15 protein-coding genes and 1 pseudogene are annotated in these 19,798 nt (G+C 59.9%); 13 read left to right on the top strand and 3 right to left on the bottom strand.

Annotation, left to right across the window (positions count from 1 at the left end; genetic code table 11):
• The first annotated feature begins 66 nt into the window (after nt 1–66).
• Nucleotides 67–1,845 carry a hypothetical protein gene (locus LVY75_03615; protein XAZ21056.1) on the top strand — a complete coding sequence of 593 codons (1,779 nt, stop codon included), beginning with the start codon at nt 67–69 and terminating at the stop codon, nt 1,843–1,845.
• A 3-nt stretch (nt 1,846–1,848) separates the two neighbouring features.
• On the opposite strand, the gene LVY75_03610 is transcribed toward LVY75_03615, so the two are convergent.
• On the bottom strand, nt 1,849–2,814 hold the full coding sequence (locus LVY75_03610; GenBank protein XAZ21055.1) for a hypothetical protein: 966 nt from the start codon (nt 2,812–2,814) through the stop codon (nt 1,849–1,851).
• Nucleotides 2,815–2,974: 160 nt separating this feature from the next.
• Between LVY75_03610 and LVY75_03605 the strand changes: the two genes are divergently transcribed.
• The 11 genes and pseudogenes from LVY75_03605 (at nt 2,975) to atzF (ending at nt 15,976) form a co-directional block, all read left to right on the top strand.
• Complete coding sequence (locus LVY75_03605; GenBank protein ID XAZ21054.1) at nt 2,975–3,619, top strand: helix-turn-helix domain-containing protein; 645 nt, start codon at nt 2,975–2,977, stop codon at nt 3,617–3,619.
• Nucleotides 3,620–3,724: 105 nt separating this feature from the next.
• Nucleotides 3,725–4,012: a hypothetical protein gene (locus LVY75_03600; GenBank protein ID XAZ21312.1), complete on the top strand. Its 288-nt coding sequence runs from the start codon at nt 3,725–3,727 to the stop codon at nt 4,010–4,012.
• Between the two features lie 291 nt (nt 4,013–4,303).
• The gene (locus LVY75_03595) at nt 4,304–5,500 is read left to right on the top strand and encodes a DUF3422 domain-containing protein (protein ID XAZ21053.1); all 1,197 of its coding nucleotides are present in this window, start codon (nt 4,304–4,306) and stop codon (nt 5,498–5,500) included.
• Between the two features lie 149 nt (nt 5,501–5,649).
• Complete coding sequence (locus LVY75_03590) at nt 5,650–5,967, top strand: hypothetical protein (protein XAZ21052.1); 318 nt, start codon at nt 5,650–5,652, stop codon at nt 5,965–5,967.
• Between the two features lie 406 nt (nt 5,968–6,373).
• Nucleotides 6,374–7,447 carry a putative urea ABC transporter substrate-binding protein gene (locus LVY75_03585; GenBank protein ID XAZ21051.1) on the top strand — a complete coding sequence of 358 codons (1,074 nt, stop codon included), beginning with the start codon at nt 6,374–6,376 and terminating at the stop codon, nt 7,445–7,447.
• 58 nt (nt 7,448–7,505) lie between these two features.
• A complete protein-coding gene (locus LVY75_03580; protein ID XAZ21050.1) occupies nt 7,506–8,324 on the top strand; it encodes an ABC transporter permease subunit in 819 nt (272 codons plus the stop codon).
• Complete coding sequence (locus LVY75_03575; protein XAZ21049.1) at nt 8,321–9,145, top strand: ABC transporter ATP-binding protein; 825 nt, start codon at nt 8,321–8,323, stop codon at nt 9,143–9,145. The genes LVY75_03580 and LVY75_03575 overlap by 4 nt, the downstream gene beginning before the upstream one ends.
• The gene (locus tag LVY75_03570) at nt 9,142–9,963 is read left to right on the top strand and encodes an urea carboxylase-associated family protein (GenBank protein XAZ21048.1); all 822 of its coding nucleotides are present in this window, start codon (nt 9,142–9,144) and stop codon (nt 9,961–9,963) included. The genes LVY75_03575 and LVY75_03570 overlap by 4 nt, the downstream gene beginning before the upstream one ends.
• A gap of 10 nt (nt 9,964–9,973) precedes the next feature.
• Nucleotides 9,974–10,624 carry an urea carboxylase-associated family protein gene (locus tag LVY75_03565; GenBank protein ID XAZ21047.1) on the top strand — a complete coding sequence of 217 codons (651 nt, stop codon included), beginning with the start codon at nt 9,974–9,976 and terminating at the stop codon, nt 10,622–10,624.
• 2 nt (nt 10,625–10,626) lie between these two features.
• Nucleotides 10,627–14,167, top strand: a pseudogene (uca, locus tag LVY75_03560) (urea carboxylase).
• A gap of 3 nt (nt 14,168–14,170) precedes the next feature.
• The gene (gene atzF, locus LVY75_03555; protein ID XAZ21046.1) at nt 14,171–15,976 is read left to right on the top strand and encodes an allophanate hydrolase; all 1,806 of its coding nucleotides are present in this window, start codon (nt 14,171–14,173) and stop codon (nt 15,974–15,976) included.
• A 296-nt stretch (nt 15,977–16,272) separates the two neighbouring features.
• Here the strand turns inward: atzF and LVY75_03550 are convergent, their stop codons facing one another.
• Nucleotides 16,273–17,448: an adenylate/guanylate cyclase domain-containing protein gene (locus LVY75_03550; GenBank protein ID XAZ21045.1), complete on the bottom strand. Its 1,176-nt coding sequence runs from the start codon at nt 17,446–17,448 to the stop codon at nt 16,273–16,275.
• Between the two features lie 233 nt (nt 17,449–17,681).
• Here LVY75_03550 and LVY75_03545 point away from each other — a divergent pair, with 233 nt between their 5' ends.
• On the top strand, nt 17,682–17,879 hold the full coding sequence (locus tag LVY75_03545; GenBank protein XAZ21311.1) for a hypothetical protein: 198 nt from the start codon (nt 17,682–17,684) through the stop codon (nt 17,877–17,879).
• Between the two features lie 71 nt (nt 17,880–17,950).
• Here LVY75_03545 and LVY75_03540 read toward each other — a convergent pair whose 3' ends face one another.
• Nucleotides 17,951–19,786, bottom strand: a complete 1,836-nt coding sequence (locus tag LVY75_03540) for an ABC transporter ATP-binding protein (protein ID XAZ21044.1) — start codon at nt 19,784–19,786, stop codon at nt 17,951–17,953.
• Between the last annotated feature and the right edge of the window lie 12 nt (nt 19,787–19,798).

Raw genomic sequence — 19,798 nt, 5'->3', positions numbered from 1 at the left:
TTGTGCGGTATGATGCGTTAGAACTGACTTATATAGTTGCGTGTGATCTTTGTCGTAGGGGCGATCATGAGAAGCGCAAAGATCAAAGATTTCAGCGATATTGAGCCGACAGCTGACGAGATTTGCCGACAGGTCGAACGAATCCTCACAAGTGAGGAATTTCACGCGCCGAAGCGTGGGCGAAATTTCCTGGAATTCGTCATCAACGAGACGCTTGCCGGTCGATCGGACTTCCTGAAGGCGTTTACAATAGCAAATGTAGTTTTTGGCCGGGAAGCTTCATTCGACCCGCAGAACGATCCGGTTGTCCGGATCGAGGCCGGCCGAATACGTAAGGCACTCGAGCGTTATTATCTCGTCGCGGGCCAGAGGGACGACGTCGTCATTACCGTGCCCAAAGGCGGATATGTGCCGCATTTCGAATATGCGCGGGCTGCGCAGGCTCCGGCTGAACCGGTCGAGATCTCGAAAGATCCCCGAAATGTAGAGCACGAAGATCAAGGACATTCGCTTGAGGAATCACATCCTGGGGGATGGATAGCCCGCCTTGGTCTCGGAACTGTGGTGGCTGTCGTCCTTGCCCTTCTTCTCCTAGCCCTCACCTTCGCACTGTCTTGGCGTGATGTGCCAATCGCGGCATTGCCGACGGCACATCTGGAGCCAAGGGTGGTTGTCGATTTTTTTGCGGATGGCAACCCGGCTGACGACGGCTCCGATATCGCCCGCGGTCTGCGGGACGACATTATCGGGCAGCTCGCCCAGTTCGATGACATCATTGTCGTCGCAGATCCGCTCCGTGATGAGCATGTCGCAGCTGCCGCCTACCTGTTGCAGGGCAATGTCCAGATCGATGGAAGCAGGCTGCGAGCTGCCGCCAGGCTGGTGCGCCAAGCGGATGGAGCCGTCATCTGGGCCAATAATTTCGATGGGGATCTTCGAGATCAGAACAAGCTTGTGATTCAAGGCGATGTCGCGCGAAAAATCGCCGACGCAATTGCACAACCCTATGGCGTCATCTTTCAGACCGACAAAGATATGATAGCGCCCCCGGCACAGACGGGAGACCGGAGGGCCTACGAATGCACGCTTGCCTATTCCAGCTATCGTCAGACCATGACCGCGCAAAACCACAGCGCGACACGCGAATGCTTGCAGCGAGCAACCCAGCGGTTCCCTGACAATGCGGTTTCCTGGGCGCTGCTGTCCATGATCTATCTCGACGAAATCAGATACCGCCACAGGCTCGGCACGTCATCGTCATCGCAGCCTCTTGCGCTGGCGAGCGCTGCGGTGGAGCGAGCAGTATCACTCGCGCCGGGCAATCCCCATGTGCTGCAAGCGCAGATGCTGGTGAGCTTCTTCAGGGGAGATATCGACGACGCCCTGAAGGCGGGTACGGCGGCCTATGCTGCCGATCCCGATGACGTGGAAGTCGCGGGCGAGTATGGCCTTCGATTGGCGTTGTCGGGAAAATGGCAGTCGGGCTGCGAATTGTTGTCGATCGCCCTCAACAAGGGTGTCGGCACCAGAGGTTATTATGAAAACGGTCTGGCTCTGTGCGCGTTGATGAAGGGAGATATCGAAGAGGCGGAAAAGTGGTCGCGGAGGTCCGATGTCGATCACAATGTGCTGCATCGCCTTCTGCTGCTATCCATTCTCGGAGCGGCCGGAAAGACGGACGAGGCCATTCTCGAACGGGATTGGCTCAATATCCACGCGCCAGCGTTGATGACGAATATCCGCCAGGAGGTCGCACTCCGTCTGCAACGACCGGAGGACCAGGAGCGCTTCCTGAACGGACTGCGCGCCTCGGGATTAGTCATCCCCCCTCTGCCCGCACAGTAGGGACTAAGGATCGGCGCTTACGCCGCTCAGCCTGTGACTATTCGAAATCGCCATGGCGATTTGAGCGGCGATCTCGTCCTCGACGTCGAGAATAGTCTGGCCGCGCAGGTCTCGATCATATTGATTGGCCCAAATGACCGCGCCGTCGGAGGCGTTTATCAGGCGGACATGAAGATGAAGGATCGTGCCCTCGACGAGGGCGCTTCCTTGCAGGTTTAAATGCGAGCCTGTCACTTCTGGCCCGGAGCGGCTGGGGGCAAGCACGATTAGGCTTTCCACCCTCATAAACTTTGCAATCAACTGATCGGCCAATCCCTTTACGAAATCAGAGGCCTGCGTGCTGCCGCCGAGTGCGATAAAAGGTTCGATCGCGATCCTGACCTTGTTCTCCGACGTTGACGCGGCAGGCACCGGCAGCGCCTTTGGTGGGGAGAGATAGGCTTCAAGCGGACGAACAAGGGCGAGTACGGCCATTACCCCGAACAGTGCGGGGACCCCGATCGGCAACAGGAGATCACGATAGCTGACCGGCTGCCCCTGCCTCGGGGGCCGCCGTATGTTCTCGCGGTTTTGCGGAGCGGAAATTTCTCCTCCGTTCGAACGGTTTTCCTCGCTCGAAAAATGGGGCGCATACCCTCCTTTGGGCACGGTAATCCGGATTGGGTCATTGCTTCCGCTGACGAGATAATAGCGTTCGAGCGCGCGACGAATTCGTCCGGCCTCGATGCGGACGACGGGATCATTCTGTGCATCGAAGGAGGCATCGCGCCCAAAAACCGCTTGTGCAATCGTATAGGCCTTGAGCTGTTCGCTACGCCCTTCAAGTGTCTCTTCAACGATATATTGCAGGAATCGGCGTCCGCGCTCAGGGGCAAGGAATTCCGGACTGGCGAGTATAAGGTCAAGTTGCATACGCACGCTTGCAGGCTCATGAACTGCGCGGTTTTCCCCTCCCTCTTCCGACACCATTGAGACCTCCTGCGATACCGTCGTATCACTCTCATCAAGGGGGAATTGCGTTATACACCGGTTGGTAGCCCGGGGCTTCCGTAGCAATACGTAAGGGATATCTCGAATATCGGGGCGGGTAACGATTGCTTATGCTGCGATGTGGATGGGGGCGACGCAGATGCTTCAAAACCAAACGATCGTAAAGCACACGACAGTTTCGGGCCACCGCCATGGTGGACCAGCCGGAGCAATCAGGGATCAATCCATCCGGCTCAAGGCCGACGAGACGATCTATAGCGAGGGTGAACACGCGCTTGCGATCTACCAGGTCGAAGCAGGCGCGGTGCGGATTTACCGCCTCACGGCAAGCGGGCAGCGGTACATTCTATCCTTTTGCGGCAAGGGCGAATGGTTCGGGCTCGAGACGGGCAATGTACGAACCGATTTTGCAGAAGCCGTTTGCGAAACCTCTATCAAGCCCTTTCGCGCCAATCAGGACGCAGTCGTCCCCATAGACCTTCTTCACATTGCTTTGACGAACCTTGCAAAGGCACAGCACAAGCAACTCGTCATCACCGAGCAAAGTGCACTGAAGCGCGTCGCCGCCTTTGTTTACGAAACGGCCGATCGTCATCCGGGAGATTGCGAATTCGATATGATGATGTCGCGTAGCGATATCGCCGACTATCTCGGACTGACGGTCGAGACAGTGGCCCGCTGCTTCACGAAATTACGCGAAAAACGCATTCTTTGCCTCAACGGAAAATTGCAACGCATTGTCCGAGTCCTCGATCGTGATGCGCTCGTCGCGCTGACGATCTAGATGCTGCGGATTTCGAAGATCGATCTTGAAAAAGGGGGTTGAACAATGACGCACGCATCCGATCGAGGATTGAACGCACCGGCCAAAGTGGTCCTCGCAAGCCTGATGGCACTAACTGGCCTTCCTCTCGCGACTGCTGAGGCGCAAACCCCATCTTTTGAACAATTTCCAATACTTATCCAATGCAAATACAAGGAAACCTACCACGCTTTCTACATATCGCGTATTTCAGAGGACGGTACCGCAACCTATGTGGCATCCGAACGCATGGGCGGTACGATCACCCTGGATGGTAAAGCGAAGGCGACCGGCGGCGCAGGCGGCGGTAGCTGCGTCGGCAAGACTTTGGCGGAGCTTCGCGCATCTCACCAAGCATATGATTTGAAACCCTGAATCCGCCTTGAGTTCTCTCCGTCGCCAGAACGCTTCGGAGTGAGCCGGCTATGCCCGCAAGCTCACGTGGGCATCAGACAAAGGGATCATGAAACGGCTCGGGAAACCGGGCCGTTTCCAGTTCGGGCGGTCCCGATCCTAACCGTGAAAAGTAAAATCGATTAGCAAGACCTTGGGATAGTTGACCTCGTGAGATCCGACTGATTTGGGAGAAGTGTACTTCGATCAAACGGATTTTTCGCTAGGGCGTCTTCTTGGCCATTTTGACCCTTAATACGGTGAGATAGTACGATGTCGGATTTCAACGCTGAGCTCCATGCCAGGCCTTCCATCTATTTTACCGGCCCGGCTTTCGTTGAGCATATAGCGCTCATGCCGTCTGCCCTCGTTGCCCTCCACGGAAGCCGCTATCTGCCCGAAGGCGATGATAGCGGCGATCCGCGAACACAGGTGGAGCACCACACCGAATTCGTCACCATCACGCGTGTCACCCAATTGAGCGCAGATACGGATACGTGGCCGCGATCCAGTCTTTTGGAAGACGACATTCCGGCTCTTGTAGACATGGACGCGCCGGCGCTCATATCTCGGGTCGGCATACTGGTGCTCGGGCCTGCGCCGGCGGAGCTTGGGCTAACTCTCTCGAAATTCGGATTTCGCGATACCGCCGCGTCTTCAATTGGCGGAGGGGCGGCGCAGGTATGCTCTGATTTTCGTGTTCAGGATGACAAGACGAGCCGGATCCTTCTCTTCAACAAGGACTTGAATGCCTACCGCCTTGGCAGGATGGTGCGCAGAATCTACGAAATCGAAACATATCGCGCCATGGCGCTGCTTAGTCTCCCCGAGGCCCGACGGCTGGCTCCCTTGCTTGGGGATTATGACAAGAAGCTCGTCCAACTGACGAACCGAAATCAGACCACCCCGGCGACCGAACACAAGAAACTGCTTGACGAAATCTCCAGCCTATCCGCGCAGATTATCTCGGCGGCAGCAGAAACACGCAATCGTTTCGGCGCCACTGCCGCCTATGCAAAAATTGTCGAGGAGCGGATCGGCGAGCTACGCGAATCTCATGTTCCGGGTTTCCAGCGGTTTGGAGTTTTTGTTGCAAGGCGCTTCCGACCGGCCGTCCGAACCTGCGAAGCGACTGCTTTGCGTCTGGAGCAACTCTCCCACGCGACCATGCACCTGATCGACCTCCTGCAAACACGCATTCAGGTTGAAATCGAATACCAGAATGCCATCCAGATCCAGGCGATGGCTGATCGCGCCGCAACCCAGGTCAAGATCCAGCGGGCGGTAGAGGGCTTCTCCATCATCGCTATCAGCTATTATCTGCTAAGCCTGTTTAAGGTCGTTTTGGAAACCGTCGATCACGCAGGCTATCACGTCAGTCCGTTGGTGATGCTTGTGTCGATCCCGCTCGTTATCGGAGCTGTTGCCGTCGCCATCCTGCGCGTCAAACATGCGCTCTCGACAGAATGAGCCCCCGCTAAAAAGAAAGCGTCTTGTTAGAGTGGTTGTTCACCATTCGCCGAGAAGTCAAAGCCGGCTGGCGCACCGTCGGATGATTTATTGAGCAATTTCAGTTAATAGCGGAAGCATCGATAATGGAATTGCCTCGGAGTAACATCGTGAAGTCTCGATTGTCGTCCAAGCTTATACTTTCAGCATTTGCGCTGCTCGCCAGCTCGACGCTGGCCCCTGCCGACGGCTGGCAAACCGACACGCAAGGCACGTCCAATTGGCATGTGTCGCCACCGGTCGGGCAGTGCAATGTCAGTCGGGCCAGGAACAGAGCAATACGCGCGGGTATTTACCGAAGCGAGATCGTCTATCGCGATGAGAACGTGCTGACCTTCAGAGGGCTGACGCTTGGCGGATACCGCAGGGAGATCACCTTCGGAAACGAGCCAAGCTGCCCGGAACTGGAGTCGAGGGACATTCCATAGGTCACCGGTAAGGCCATACAGTTAGATCCGGGCGCAACGAGAACAGGAAGAGCGTGGCGGCGCGTTAAATTTTATGCATCACCGCAGGATACTTTCGCATTTCGATCAATAATTAGGCATGAGTATGCACTTTTGCAGCTTTAAAGTAAGCGGCACATCGACCAGTCCTTACAAATCAAACACATAGATAATCTGGCATAGCGCTTGCTTCGATATGAGCAGAGTTGGTGGCTAGGGTTCCGGCGCTTTCGAAGGGCGTGACTGGTCCGAGAGCCACCACCGGCGGGGGAGAAATTCCGCCGGGTGCACGGCGGGACAAAAGCCCGGGAGACCTCGTAAGCCAAGGGATTGGCGGCACGATGGTCATTGCCGATCCCTTTTGAAGAAAAGCAAAAGGGGAATTTCAATGCAGACTTTTTCGAAGATCCTTTCCATCACCGCGCTTTCCGCTTCGCTGGCAATGGGCTTCAGCTCCTTCGCCAAGGCCGAACAGAAGACCGAATTCAAGGTCGCCTGGTCCATCTATGTCGGTTGGATGCCCTGGGGCTATGCGGCTGACCACGGCATCGTCAAGAAATGGGCCGACAAATACGGCATCAAGATCGATGTCACCCAGTTCAACGACTATGTGGAGTCGATGAACCAGTACACGGCAGGCGCCTTCGATGCCGTTACGCTGACCAACATGGATGGCTTGTCGATCCCGGCTGCCGGCGGCGTCGACACGACGGCTGTGATCGTGGGCGACTTCTCGAACGGCAATGACGCCGTCATCCTGAAGGACAAGGCGGGCCTTGCCGATATCAAGGGCCAGAACGTTAATCTCGTCGAATTCTCCGTCTCGCACTATCTGCTCGCCCGCGCGCTCGAAAGCATCAAACTGACCGAGCGTGACGTGAAAGTGGTCAACACCTCCGACGCCGATATGGTCGCTGCCTATAAGACCGCCGATGTCTCCGCCGTCGTCACCTGGAACCCGCTGGTCTCTACCATCCTGGAAGATCCGACGGCCAAAAAAGTTTTCGACAGTTCGCAAGTGCCGGGCGAAATCATCGACCTGATGGTCGCCAATAGCGGCGTGCTCAAGGATAATCCGAATTTCGGCAAGGCGCTGGCCGGCATCTGGTATGAGACAGCCGCTCTTCTGCGTGCCGATACTGCCGAGGGCAAGGCAGCCCGTGAAGCAATGGGGTCCGCTTCGGGCACCGATCTCGCCGGTTTTGAAGCCCAGCTTGCCGCCACCAAGCTCTTCGACAAGCCGGCCGATGCCGTTGCCTTCACCGCTTCGCCGAACCTGCCGAAGACGATGGATCTGGTCCGTAACTTCCTTTTCGAGAAGGGCCTGCTCGGCAATGGTGCACCGTCTGCCGATGTCATCGGTATCGAAATGCCTGATGGCAAGGTGCTGGGCGATACCGGCAATGTGAAGCTGCGTTTCACCGAAACCTACATGAAGGCAGCCGCCGACGGTTCGCTCTGATCGCAACGGAGGCGCGGCTTAATCGCGTCTCCCCATCTTCACCAGCGGAGCATTTCCCATGCGTTGGATCAACACGAGGCCAAGCCGGGGCGCACAGTTTGCCTTGATGCTGCTGCCCTTCGTGCTGCTCGCCCTTGCCTATGCCTTCGGCTCGGCTGCGCGACTGGCGGAGAACGCCAATGACAAGCTTCTGCCGAGCCTTGCGGGATTTGCCGATGCGATTAACCGTCTAGCCTTCGTCGCTGACCCGCGCACCGGCGAGTATCTGCTTTGGTCGGATACCGGGGCGAGCCTGATCCGCCTGCTATCCGGCCTCGGCATCTCCACGGCGATCGCGCTTGTCGTGGGCATGCTGATCGGCATACTGCCCTATCTGAGGGCGTTGCTTGCCCCTTTCATCGCCGTGATCTCCATGGTGCCGCCGCTGGCGCTGCTGCCGATCCTCTTCATCGTCATGGGGCTCGGAGAAACTTCGAAGATCGCCCTCATCGTCATCGGTGTCGCGCCGACGATGGTCCGCGATCTGGCGCTGAAGGCGCTGGAGCTGCCGCGCGAACAGATCGTCAAGGCCGAAACGCTTGGCGGCACCTCGTGGCAGATCGGCCTACGGGTCGTGTTGCCGCAGATCCTGCCGCGTTTGATCACCTGCCTCAGACTGCAACTCGGCCCGGCCTGGCTGTTCCTCATCGCGGCCGAAGCGATCTCGTCGGATTCCGGTCTCGGCTACCGCATCTTCCTCGTCCGCCGCTATCTCTCGATGGATATCATCTTCCCCTATGTCGTCTGGATCACACTGCTTGCCGTGATCATGAATGCACTGCTCGATCGCCTGCGCATCGCCGTCTTCCCCTGGTCGGAGCTGGAGAAACAGGCATGAGCGAATTGAAGATCGAAAAAGTCTGGAAGGAATATGGCGACCAGATCGTGCTTGAGGACGTGTCGCTGACCGTCGCCTCCCGCGCCTTTGTCGCCCTCGTCGGCCCGTCGGGCTGCGGCAAGACCACCTTTCTGCGCATGCTGCTCGGCCAGGAGCAGCCGACGAAAGGCAAGATCCTGCTCGACGGCGAGCCGCTGCCGCCGGAACCGGGACCGGATCGCGGCGTCGTTTTCCAGCGCTATTCCGTCTTTCCGCATCTGACAGTGCTCGGCAATGTGCTGCTCGGCAAGGAATTGTCAGCCGCGCGCTACAAGGCCAAGCTCTTCGGCGAAGCTCGCCGCAACGCCATCGAGGCAGCGCGCCAGCTGATTTCAGAGGTCGGGCTCGCCGGTTCGGAAAGCAAATATCCAGCACAGCTTTCCGGCGGCATGCAGCAGCGCCTAGCGCTCGCCCAAGCACTCATCATGAAGCCGAAGGTGCTGTTGCTGGACGAACCTTTCGGCGCGCTCGACCCCGGCATCCGCGCAGAGATCCACACGCTGATGAAGCGGCTCTGGCACGAAACGCAGATGACCGTCGTCATGGTGACGCATGACATGCGCGAGGCCTTCACGCTCGCCAGCCGCGTCGTCGCCTTCGAGCGCCGCCGTGACCGGCCCGAAGAGAAAGAGCGCTACGGCGCCACTATCACCAAGGACATTTCCATCTGGCCGCCGCGCCTTGCCGGCCAGTCATCGATTTTCAGCCCCGACCGGGACGGCCCGGTCGCTTCCCTGGGGCATGGCCGGGACGACCTGGCACCATCAGGAGAGATGCTATGATGCATGTGAGACGCTCGCCCGAAGAGATCGCCGCCAATCGCGCGCGCTACGAAGAGCATCAGAAGAAGGGTCTGGAATTCGCGCCCAAGGCCCTGCCCGGCCCAAGCGCGCTGCCGGCGCCGGCGATCGAAGCCGCCGCGGTCATCCATCAGGAAACCATTCCCGGCGGCTGGTGCTGGTCCACCAAACTTCAGCGCGGCGAGGCGATCCGGGTCGATCAGGCCGAGGGCAATTCAACGGTGGCGCTCGTCGCCTGGAATGCCACCGATACGAGCGAACGGATCAACCTCGTCGATACGGCCAAGGTCCAGTGGACGACGGCGCTCGGTAAGGGACGTGTGATCTTTTCCGACATGGGCCGCGTCATGTTCTCGATGATTGAGGATAGTTCCGGTGCCCATGACTGCCTGATGGGAGGCTCGACTGCGGCCTCGAACGCGGCGAAATATCCCGGCGAAAAGACCCGCAACACCCGAGACAACCTTATCCTCGTTGCCGTCAAGCTCGGCCTCGACCGTCGCGATATTCCTGCTATCCTCAACCTCTTCGCGCCCGTGCGCCTTGCCGAGGCCGGCGGTTTCGGCTGGCAGGGCAAACGCTCCAACAGCGGCGATTACGTCGAACTGCGCGCCGAGATGGACATGCTGGTCGGCTTCTCCAATTGCCCGCATCCGCTTGACCCGGACCCCATCTACCAACCGAAGCCCGTTGTCATCACCCGCTACAAGGCACCCGTGCCGGCTGCGGACGATCTTTGCAGCACGGCGACCGCCGAAGCCGTGCGCGGCTTCGAAAACAACACCTTGCTGCAGGCCTGAGGAGGAAACGATGTCCGATTTCATCCAGACCTCCGCTGCCCGCAGCCCGCAGAACGCCGCTCAGGATCATTTCATTGCGGCCGAAGCCCCGTGGTCCGGCATCGTGCGCAAGGGCCAGACGATCCGCATCGAGGACAGTTTTGGCCAGCAGGCGATCGACACGCTCTTCTATCGTGCCGATGATTTCTCCGAGCGCTATTCCAATCAGGATACGATGCGCATGCAGGGTGCAGCCTATATCGGCATCGGCACGAAAATCATGTCGAACGAAGGCAATGTCATGCTGACCATGACGGCCGACAGCTGCGGCCGTCATGACACTTCGGCCGGTGCCTGCTCCTGCGAGAGCAACACGGTACGCTTCGGCCATGGCACCAAATATCTGCATGCCTGCCGCGACAATTTCGTACTCGAAGTCAGCAAGCACGGCATGGGCAAGCGCGATATCGTGCCGAACATCAATTTCTTCATGAACGTGCCGATCAAGCCAAATGGCGAGATGACGATCGTGGACGGCATTTCCGCACCGGGCGATTATGTCGAACTCGTCGCCGAGATGGACGTGCTCTGCGTCATCTCCAACTGCCCGCAGATCAACAATCCCTGCAACGGCTTTGATCCGACGCCGATCCGGGTGCTGATCTGGGACGGCGAGGCCTGATCATGTTCAAGAAAGTCCTGATCGCCAACCGGGGCGAAATCGCCATCCGGGTCATCAAGACACTGCGACGAATGGGTATTGCGTCCGTCGCCGTCTATTCCGATGCCGACCGTTTCGCCAGGCCCGCCCTGATGGCCGATGAGGCTGTCCGCCTCGGCCCGGCGCCGGCCAGCGAAAGCTATCTCAATATCGATGCCGTGATTGCCGCCTGCAAGGCCACAGGAGCAGAGGCTGTTCATCCCGGCTACGGCTTCCTGTCGGAAAACATCGGTTTTGCCGAGCGCCTTGCCGCCGAAGGCATCGCCTTCATTGGCCCCGGTCCCGAACACCTTTCGGCCTTCGGTCTGAAACATACGGCGCGCGAACTTGCCAAGGCGAGCGGCGTGCCGCTGCTGCCCGGCACCGGCTTGCTTTCAAACGCGGATGAAGCGCTCGCTGCAGCCGAAGCGATCGGCTATCCCGTCATGCTGAAAAGCACGGCTGGCGGCGGGTGGCATCGGCATGCAGCTCTGTGCCGATGCCGAAACCCTGAAGGCGTCCTTCGAAAGCGTGCAGCGCACTGCGCGGGCGAGCTTTGGCGATGCGCGCGTCTATATCGAGCGTTTCGTGGCCGAAGCCCGCCATGTCGAAGTTCAGATCTTCGGCGACGGAAAAGGCAAGGTCATCGCGCTCGGCGAGCGCGACTGCTCGCTGCAGCGGCGGAACCAGAAGGTGGTCGAGGAGACCCCTGCCCCCGGCCTCTCAGCCGCCACGCGTGCGCGTTTGCACAAGGCAGCGGTCGATCTCGGTTCGGCGGTCTCCTACGAGTCCGCCGGTACCGTCGAACTCATCTACGATCCCATTCGCGAGGAGTTCTACTTCCTCGAGGTCAACACTCGTCTGCAAGTGGAACATCCTGTCACCGAAGCCGTGTTCGGCCTCGATCTCGTCGAATGGATGATCCGCCAGGCTGCGGGCGAAGCTGTGCTCTCGGGCGCGGAGGCTCTGCAGCAGAAGGGAGTGGCGATCGAAGCGCGCGTCTATGCCGAGATGCCGCATGCCGATTTCCGCCCGAGCGCTGGCCTGCTGACCGAAGTCGCCTTTCCCGAAGATGTGCGTATCGACGGCTGGATCGAGACCGGCACGGAAGTAACACCCTTCTACGACCCGATGCTCGCCAAGGTGATCGTCTCGGCCGAAGATCGACCGGCGGCGATCGAAAAGCTCAAGTCGGCCCTTGCCGAAACATCGATATCAGGCATCGAGACCAATCTCGATTATTTGCGCGCCATTGCCGGCTCCGAGTTGCTTGCCGGCGGCAAGGTGGCAACGACGGCGCTGCGCGACTTTTCCTTCGTGCCTGATGTGATTGAGGTCATCGCACCCGGTGCCCAATCGAGCATCCAGGAATTGCCCGGCCGACTTGGGCTCTGGCACGTCGGCGTGCCGCCGAGCGGGCCGATGGACGAGCGCTCGTTCCGGCATGCCAACCGTCTCGTCGGCAACAGCGATGCGGTCGCAGCATTGGAACTGACGGTCTCAGGTCCGGTCCTGAAATTCCATACCGACACCGTGATCGCCCTTGCCGGCGCCAGGATGCCAATGAGCGTCGATGGTGAGAAACTGCCGCATGACGAGGCCGTTACCGTCCGCGCCGGCCGGACCCTCGTAATCGGCAGCATCGATGGACCTGGGCAGCGCGCTTACCTCGCCGTAGCAGGCGGTTTCGCCGCCCCGGTCGTGCTTGGCTCGCGGGCCACGTTCGGGCTCGGCCAGTTCGGCGGCAACGCCACCGGCACGCTGAAGACCGGCCATGTTTTGCATCTTGCCCGTCAGGCGCCCTCCAAAGCGCCGACACCGGCAACCGAAGCGGCAGAACTGACGCGCGAATGGGATGTCGGCGTCATCTACGGTCCGCATGGTGCGCCAGATTTCTTCGAGGACGGCGATATCGAGACGCTCTTTTCGACGAGCTACGAGGTGCATTTCAACAGCGCCCGCACCGGGGTGCGCCTGATCGGTCCTGCACCGAAATGGGCGCGCAGCGATGGTGGCGAAGCCGGCCTTCATCCGTCCAACCTGCATGACAACGCCTATGCCATCGGCGCGATCGATTTCACCGGCGACATGCCGATCATCCTCGGGCCGGACGGGCCGAGCCTCGGCGGCTTCGTCTGCCCTGCGGTGATCGCTCGCGACGAACAATGGAAGATGGGCCAGTTCAAGCCAGGTGATCGCATCCGCTTCCATCCCGTTGCACGGCAGGACGATCCGATCGCCGGACCGGTCGTGCATCGAGCGAAGGAAGAGATGGGCTCGCCCGTTATTGGCAAGCGTGAAGACGGACCAGTCTCTGTCGTCTATCGCCGTCAGGGTGATGACAACCTGTTGGTCGAATATGGGCCGATGTCGCTCGATATCGCACTGCGGCTCAGGGTGCATCTTTTGATGCAAGCGGTGTCGCAAGCGCGTCTGCCCGGCATCATCGATCTCACGCCCGGCATTCGCTCACTGCAGATCCACTATGACGGTACATCGCTGACCCGCAAACGCCTGCTCGGGCTGCTGGCCGAGATCGAAGCGAGCCTGCCGGCGGCGCAGGACGTCAAGGTACCGAGCCGCATCGTGCATCTACCGCTCTCCTGGAATGATCCGGACGCGGAACTTGCCATGCGCAAATATCAGGAACTCGTGCGGCCGAATGCGCCCTGGTGCCCGTCCAATATCGAGTTCATCCGCCGCATCAATGGGCTGGCGGACGAACAGGCGGTGCGCGATGTCGTTTTCGATGCAAGCTATCTCGTGCTCGGCCTCGGTGACGTCTATCTCGGCGCGCCGGTCGCCACTCCGGTCGATCCCCGCCATCGGCTGGTGACGACGAAATACAATCCCGCCCGCACCTGGACGCCCGAAAATGCCGTTGGTATCGGCGGGGCCTATATGTGCATCTACGGCATGGAAGGCCCCGGCGGTTACCAACTGTTCGGCCGCACCATCCAGGTCTGGAATACCTGGCGGCAGACGCCGGTCTTTGCCAAGGACAAGCCGTGGCTGCTCGATTTCTTCGATCAGATCCGCTTCTTCCCGGTCAGCCATCAGGAGTTGGCCGAAGCCCGCGGCGCCTTCCCGCATGGTGGTTATCCCGTCCGCATCGAGGAGACGGAATTTTCCTACGCCGCCTATGAGCGGGAATTGCAGGCGAATGCATCTTCGATCGGAGCCTTCAAGACACGCCAGCAGGCCGCCTTCGATGCCGAGCGCCAGCGCTGGAAGGAAGCCGGACTCGACAGCTTTGTCACCGACGAAGGCACCGGCGAGAGCCCGGATGGGGACATTCCCGAGGGATGCTTCGGGGTTGCCAGCGCCGTGCCCGGCAATATCTGGAAACTGCTGGTCGAGCCGGGCGCACCGGTCGCAGCCGGAGATACGCTTGCCATCATCGAATCCATGAAAATGGAAATCAACGTCACCGCACATGCGCCAGGCCGCGTCCGCGACCTGCGCGCCGGCCCCGGACGAAACGTCAAAGCGGGCGATATCATTGTTGTTCTAGAGGAGTGCTGACCCATGCTGCCGACCATTCTTGATCTGACAAGTCTTCGCGCAGCCTATGAGGCCGGCCAAAGCCCGCTCGAGATCATCGAGACGGTCATTGCTCGTCGGGCCGCCTCTAAGGATCCGGCAATCTTCATCACACCGACGCCTGATGAGGTGTTGCGGTCCGAAGCTCGAGCCCTGATGGAGCGTGCGCCGCAGCCGAACAGCCTGCCGCTTTGGGGCATTCCCTTCGCCGTCAAGGACAATATCGACGTGGCGGGGTTGCCGACTACCGCAGCCTGCCCGGCCTTCACCTATCATCCCGAGAAGGATGCAACTGTCGTTGCTAGATTGCGGGCAGCCGGCGCGATCGTGATCGGAAAGACCAATCTCGACCAGTTTGCGACCGGTCTCAACGGCACGCGCTCACCCTATGGCGCGCCGCGTTCGGTCTTTGACGCCGACTATATTTCGGGCGGCTCGAGCTCCGGTTCGGCGGTGACGGTGGCCTCCGGCCTCGCCACCTTCGCGCTCGGCACGGATACGGCCGGTTCCGGCCGCGTGCCGGCCGCCTTCAACAATCTCGTCGGCATCAAGCCGACGCCGGGCCTGCTGCCAAATACGGGCGCGGTGCCTGCCTGCAAGAGCGTCGATTGCATCACGATCTTCGCGCCGACCGTTGGTGACGGGGTCGCGATCCGCAAGATCGCTGAGGGCTTTGATGCTGCCGATGCCTTTTCGCGGCGTGCCAAGCCCGCCACCCTGCCGGGCACGGGCCTGCGCGTCGGCGTTCTCGCAGGTGCGGAACGCGAGTTCTTCGGCGATACCGATGTTGAGGCGCTTTACGATCAGGCGATCGAGCGTCTGAAGGCACTCGGCGCTACTATCGTTCCGTTCGACTATGTTCCGTTCCGCGAGGCGGCTGCGCTTCTGTATGACGGCCCCTGGGTTGCCGAGCGTCTGGCAGCTGTCGAGGACTTTCTGACCAGCAATGCCGCCGACTTCGATCCGACGGTTCGCAAGATCATCGAAGGTGCGAAAGGCAAGACAGCCGTTGAGGCTTTCAACGGCCGTTACAAGCTCGAAGAACTCAGGCGCAAGACGGAAGCCGAATGGGCAAAAGCGGATATCCTGTTGCTGCCGACGGCCCCGACGACCTACAAGGTTGCCGACATGCAGGCCGATCCGATCGTTCTCAACGGCCGACTGGGTCGCTATACGAATTTCGTCAACCTGCTCGATTGCGCGGCCATCGCCGTCCCTGCTGGCTTCGGCAGCAATGGTCTGCCTGGTGGCGTGACGCTGATTGCGCCGGCTTTCACCGATGATGCGCTGGCCCCGCTTGCCGACGCACTACATCGTGCTGCTGCTGCCGGCATGGGGATTGATCGCGGTGCGGCCGTCCCCGAGCCGAGCCGTGTCGCCTTGCCGTCAGACAATACCATCGCCATCGCGGTGGTCGGTGCGCATTTGACGGGCATGCCGCTCAATCACGAGCTGACAACATTGGGCGGCACGTTGGTAAAGGCCTGCCGCACCACAGGCGACTATCGCCTTTTCGTGCTGCCGAATACCGTGCCCCAAAAGCCTGGCCTCATTCGCGAACCGGGCTATGACGGGCGTGGACTGGAGGTCGAGGTCTGGGCGCTGCCGCCTGATGGATTCGGCCGTTTTGTCGCCAAGATCCCAGCACCCCTCGGCATCGGCAAGGTCACGCTGGAGGACGGATCGAGCGTATCCTGCTTCCTCTGCGAATCCCATGCGGTGAAGAATGCGGAAGAGATCACTGCACTCGGCGGCTGGCGCGGCTATATGCGCCGCACGTCTGCCGCCTGACCCGGTGGGCGCGGCAATGAGATTCATACTTCGATTGCTGATGAATGGACTGGTTGCGCGGACGAACGCAATACAGGGACGACCGATACAAACCGCCAGCCGCAACGATGATGGACCCCGCGCCGGCGGCCAACATCGTTAGTCCGGGTCCCAAGACACGCAGTCGGCGCGAGAGATGGCGCCTACCCTCCATTCCCTGCAATGCGACGGCCGGCGGCGCACGCGAGCCGATCGGCCTGACGATGCGTTCATGGAAACGCCCCTCTGTTTGCGTCAATCTAGCTCAACCGGGCTGATCAGTCCGGCCAGGCGTAAATCGCTGCTGGGCGAGCGACGCCCTTGAGCGGAAACGTGCCCGCTTTCTCGAAGCGACCCGGCGCCTGAACGACGAAATCGGCGGATGCCAGCAGGCTATAGCCGATCTCGTCGGCCAGCTTCTCCATGCGTGCCGCCTCGTTGACCGCTCTGCCAATGGCAGTGAAGTCAAGCCGACGGACCGCGCCGACATTCCCGTAGAACACTTCGCCGACGTGAAGGACGATATCGACGAGAAGCTCCGGCTCTCCCGCGTCTGCTCGCCTGCGATTGACATCAGCATTGGCGCCCATGGCTGCTCGCGCCGCCGACAGAGCGCGGCCGCATGCCTCGGCCGGGTTGTCGATATCGGCAGGGAATATGGCAAGCAGACTGTCGCCCATGAACTTCAGTATCTCACCGCCCTCCTGCTCGACCGGAGCGCCGATCGCCTGGAAGTGCTCATTGAGCCAGGCAACGATGCGTTCGGGTTGATGCTTTTCATTGAGCGAAGTGAAGTTCTTGAGATCGGCAAGAAGGATTGCGGCATAGATCGCGGTTCCGTCGCCGCGCCTGATATGACCGTTGAGGATACGCCCGCTGGTCCGTGCGCCCGTATAGACAGCAAGAACATCGCTCGCAATCCGTGTGGTCGCGATGCGGCAGCACGCGAGTGACAACGCCGGCACCAATCTATCCAGATCTGCAATCAACCTGTCCGAAAAGCCGTCGGGGTCATCAACGGCGATCGAGAAACTGACGCCCGCCAATGCCGTATCGCCAGGGAATGAAACGAGCTTCATCAGATAATCGGTGGCTCCGAGTTCAGCCAACTCTGTCAGCAACGGAATCGGCGGAGCATCCGATCCCGGCGGCAATCGCCATCGGGCATATTGCAGATTGTTTTCCAAGAGGTAGAAGATGGGAGAGCGCCGGAACAATTCCTGCCCCGCTTCATCATGCCCTTGAACTTCCGTCGAGAAGCCGGAAGACCGATACCAGGCGACCGAAAATCCCCGCTGCATAGGATCGATCGACGGCATCGCTATAGACGCACGCAGGATCGGATATCCGAGATCCGTCAGTCGTTCTGCGACGCCCTGCAAAATGGTCTCGATGGAGTCCGCCGATAGTCCTTCGGCAATGATCCAGTCGATCAGGTCTTGCAAACGCGGCATAGTCACGGTCCCTCTGGCCTCCAGATTTGATGGAGGTCTGTCGTTCTACCGCAATTTCGTCCGCGGTCCATCGCGGCAGCAGATAAGCTCCGTTGCAAAAATCTTCAACGCTCGCATTGGTCGATGGAACAAAATCGGCGCTGCTGCGTATCCTCTCACTGGGACGCACAAAAACCTGTTATCGCTCTAACAAGAAGCACAACCCCACTTCGAGGAAGGAAAGGAATGTGTCTATGACCGCACGGATTGCTGAAGTTGTGCCGCATGACGATCACGTGGTTACGGCCAAAGAGGCCCTTGAGGGATTATATCTTAGGCTTGAAATGGAGGCGGAAGTTCGGCTCGTTGCCGCGGCATTGCGCGCGGGTTGGACGGCGGACGAAGCGCTTGACGCGATCGACCAGCTTCGAGCCGACGATACGAAGCACTGAGCGCTCCCGGCGCCGCCAATTTGCAGACCGTGGCAGCGATGAAAGCTGGCAGCCGCGGCCTAGAGGCGTTATCAGACGGCGACCAGATGTCCCGGCGATACCTCGCGATAGTCGAGCGGTTTGATACTGTAATCGATTGGGCGGATCGGGCTCTTGATCTCGTCATTGGCGACGGCCCGCTTCTCGCGGCGGCGATCAGGGTCGGGAACGGGTACCGCCGCCATCAGCTTTTTTGTGTAGGCATGCTGCGGGTTGCCGAAAACGGCCGCCCGCGGGCCGATTTCGACGATTTCGCCGAGATACATGACGGCGACGCGATGACTGACACGTTCGACGACGGCCATGTCATGAGAAATAAACAGGAATGCAAGGTTGAGGCTCTGCTGTAGGTCCAGCATCAGATTGATGACCTGCGCTTTGATCGAGACATCCAGTGCCGAAACACTTTCATCCGCCACGATGACCTTCGGCTCTAGTGCGAGTGCACGCGCAATACAGATGCGCTGGCGCTGTCCGCCAGAAAATTCATGCGGGAAGCGTGAGCCCATGTCGGGCGTCAGGCCGACTTTGACGAGGAGGTCTGCGACGCGCTCCCTTGCCTGTTTTGCGGTCCCCATCCTGTGTTCCAGATAAGGCTCGGCAATGGCGTCGCCGACGCGAATGCGCGGATTGAGGCTGGCGAAGGGGTCCTGGAAGATCATCTGCACGGTTTTGCGCATCTCGCGCATGCCCGCCTTATCGAGCGCCAAGACGTCCTTGCCGTCGGCGATGACGGAACCGCTCTGAGCATCGATCAAACGCATGATCGCACGCCCGGTCGTGGATTTGCCGCAGCCGGACTCGCCGACAAGGGACAGTGTCTCGCCGGCATGAAGGTCGAAGGAGACGTTTTCGACCGCGTGGACGCGACCAGTCAACTTGCCGAACATGCCAGAATGAATGTCGAAGCGTTTGGTGAGGTTCTTCACCTCGAGCACCGGGCGGGCAGCCGCGGCGATCGTATCGGCGGTCACGACCGGAATGTCTGATTCTCCCGTTGCCGTGTTGACGACAGGAAAGCGAAGCGGTCGCTCGTAACCCTGCATGGAACCGAGTACCGGCACAGCCGACAGAAGCGCTCTGGTATAGGGATGTTTGCCGCGATGGAAGATATCGGCGGTCGCTCCCGTCTCCACCTGTTCGCCGCGATACATGACGACGGTCCGGTCGGCGATCTCGGCCACGACACCCATGTCATGCGTGACAAAGAGAACCGAGGTCCCCTCCTCCTCCTGCAGCATCTTGATCAGATCGAGAATCTGGCCCTGGATCGTCACGTCGAGCGCCGTCGTCGGCTCGTCCGCGATCAAAAGCTTCGGCCGCGAGGCAAGCGCCATGGCGATCATCACGCGCTGGCGCATGCCGCCGGAGAAGCGATGGGGATATTCGTCGAAGCGCGAGGCTGCCGAAGGAATACGCACCTTTTCGAGCAGGCGAACGGTCTCCGCACGCGCTTCGGCCTTCGACATCGACCGGTGGCAGAGCAAGGCCTCGGAAATCTGGTCGCCGATCGTGAAGAGCGGATTGAGGCTCGTCATCGGCTCCTGGAAGATCATCGCAACGTCATTGCCGCGGACCTTGCGCATCTGGTCCTCAGGCAGGGCGAGAAGATCACGCCCGCCAAGCATGATCTTGCCTTCAATGCGGCTCGAATCCGCCTGCAGAAGGCGCATGATCGACAGCGAGGTCACGCTCTTGCCGGAGCCGCTCTCGCCGACAATGGCAACCGTTTCGCCCGGAGCGATATCGAAGGATGCGTTGCGAACGACGGGCTTCCAGGCGCCATCGACCAGAAACGATGTCGTCAGATTCTGGACGGAGAGAACGGGCTCTACCGTTACGATGGATTGTGCCTGGATGCCTGTCATGATCGCTTCCTT

The sequence above is a fragment of the Sinorhizobium sp. B11 genome (assembly GCA_039725955.1).
GTDB lineage: Bacteria > Pseudomonadota > Alphaproteobacteria > Rhizobiales > Rhizobiaceae > Rhizobium.
The sequence above is the reverse complement of the archived record's forward strand: the minus strand, read 5'-3'. Positions and strand labels throughout refer to the sequence as shown.

What these genes read in the sequence shown, in the direction of transcription:
- LVY75_03615 (XAZ21056.1), top strand. Translation starts at nt 67, where the DNA reads ATGAGAAGCGCAAAGATCAAAGATTTCAGCGATATTGAGCCGACAGCT.
- LVY75_03610 (XAZ21055.1), bottom strand. Translation starts at nt 2,814, where the DNA reads ATGGTGTCGGAAGAGGGAGGGGAAAACCGCGCAGTTCATGAGCCTGCA.
- LVY75_03605 (XAZ21054.1), top strand. Translation starts at nt 2,975, where the DNA reads ATGCTTCAAAACCAAACGATCGTAAAGCACACGACAGTTTCGGGCCAC.
- LVY75_03600 (XAZ21312.1), top strand. Translation starts at nt 3,725, where the DNA reads ATGGCACTAACTGGCCTTCCTCTCGCGACTGCTGAGGCGCAAACCCCA.
- LVY75_03595 (XAZ21053.1), top strand. Translation starts at nt 4,304, where the DNA reads ATGTCGGATTTCAACGCTGAGCTCCATGCCAGGCCTTCCATCTATTTT.
- LVY75_03585 (XAZ21051.1), top strand. Translation starts at nt 6,374, where the DNA reads ATGCAGACTTTTTCGAAGATCCTTTCCATCACCGCGCTTTCCGCTTCG.
- LVY75_03580 (XAZ21050.1), top strand. Translation starts at nt 7,506, where the DNA reads ATGCGTTGGATCAACACGAGGCCAAGCCGGGGCGCACAGTTTGCCTTG.
- LVY75_03575 (XAZ21049.1), top strand. Translation starts at nt 8,321, where the DNA reads ATGAGCGAATTGAAGATCGAAAAAGTCTGGAAGGAATATGGCGACCAG.
- LVY75_03570 (XAZ21048.1), top strand. Translation starts at nt 9,142, where the DNA reads ATGATGCATGTGAGACGCTCGCCCGAAGAGATCGCCGCCAATCGCGCG.
- LVY75_03565 (XAZ21047.1), top strand. Translation starts at nt 9,974, where the DNA reads ATGTCCGATTTCATCCAGACCTCCGCTGCCCGCAGCCCGCAGAACGCC.
- atzF (XAZ21046.1), top strand. Translation starts at nt 14,171, where the DNA reads ATGCTGCCGACCATTCTTGATCTGACAAGTCTTCGCGCAGCCTATGAG.
- LVY75_03550 (XAZ21045.1), bottom strand. Translation starts at nt 17,448, where the DNA reads ATGCCGCGTTTGCAAGACCTGATCGACTGGATCATTGCCGAAGGACTA.
- LVY75_03545 (XAZ21311.1), top strand. Translation starts at nt 17,682, where the DNA reads ATGACCGCACGGATTGCTGAAGTTGTGCCGCATGACGATCACGTGGTT.
- LVY75_03540 (XAZ21044.1), bottom strand. Translation starts at nt 19,786, where the DNA reads ATGACAGGCATCCAGGCACAATCCATCGTAACGGTAGAGCCCGTTCTC.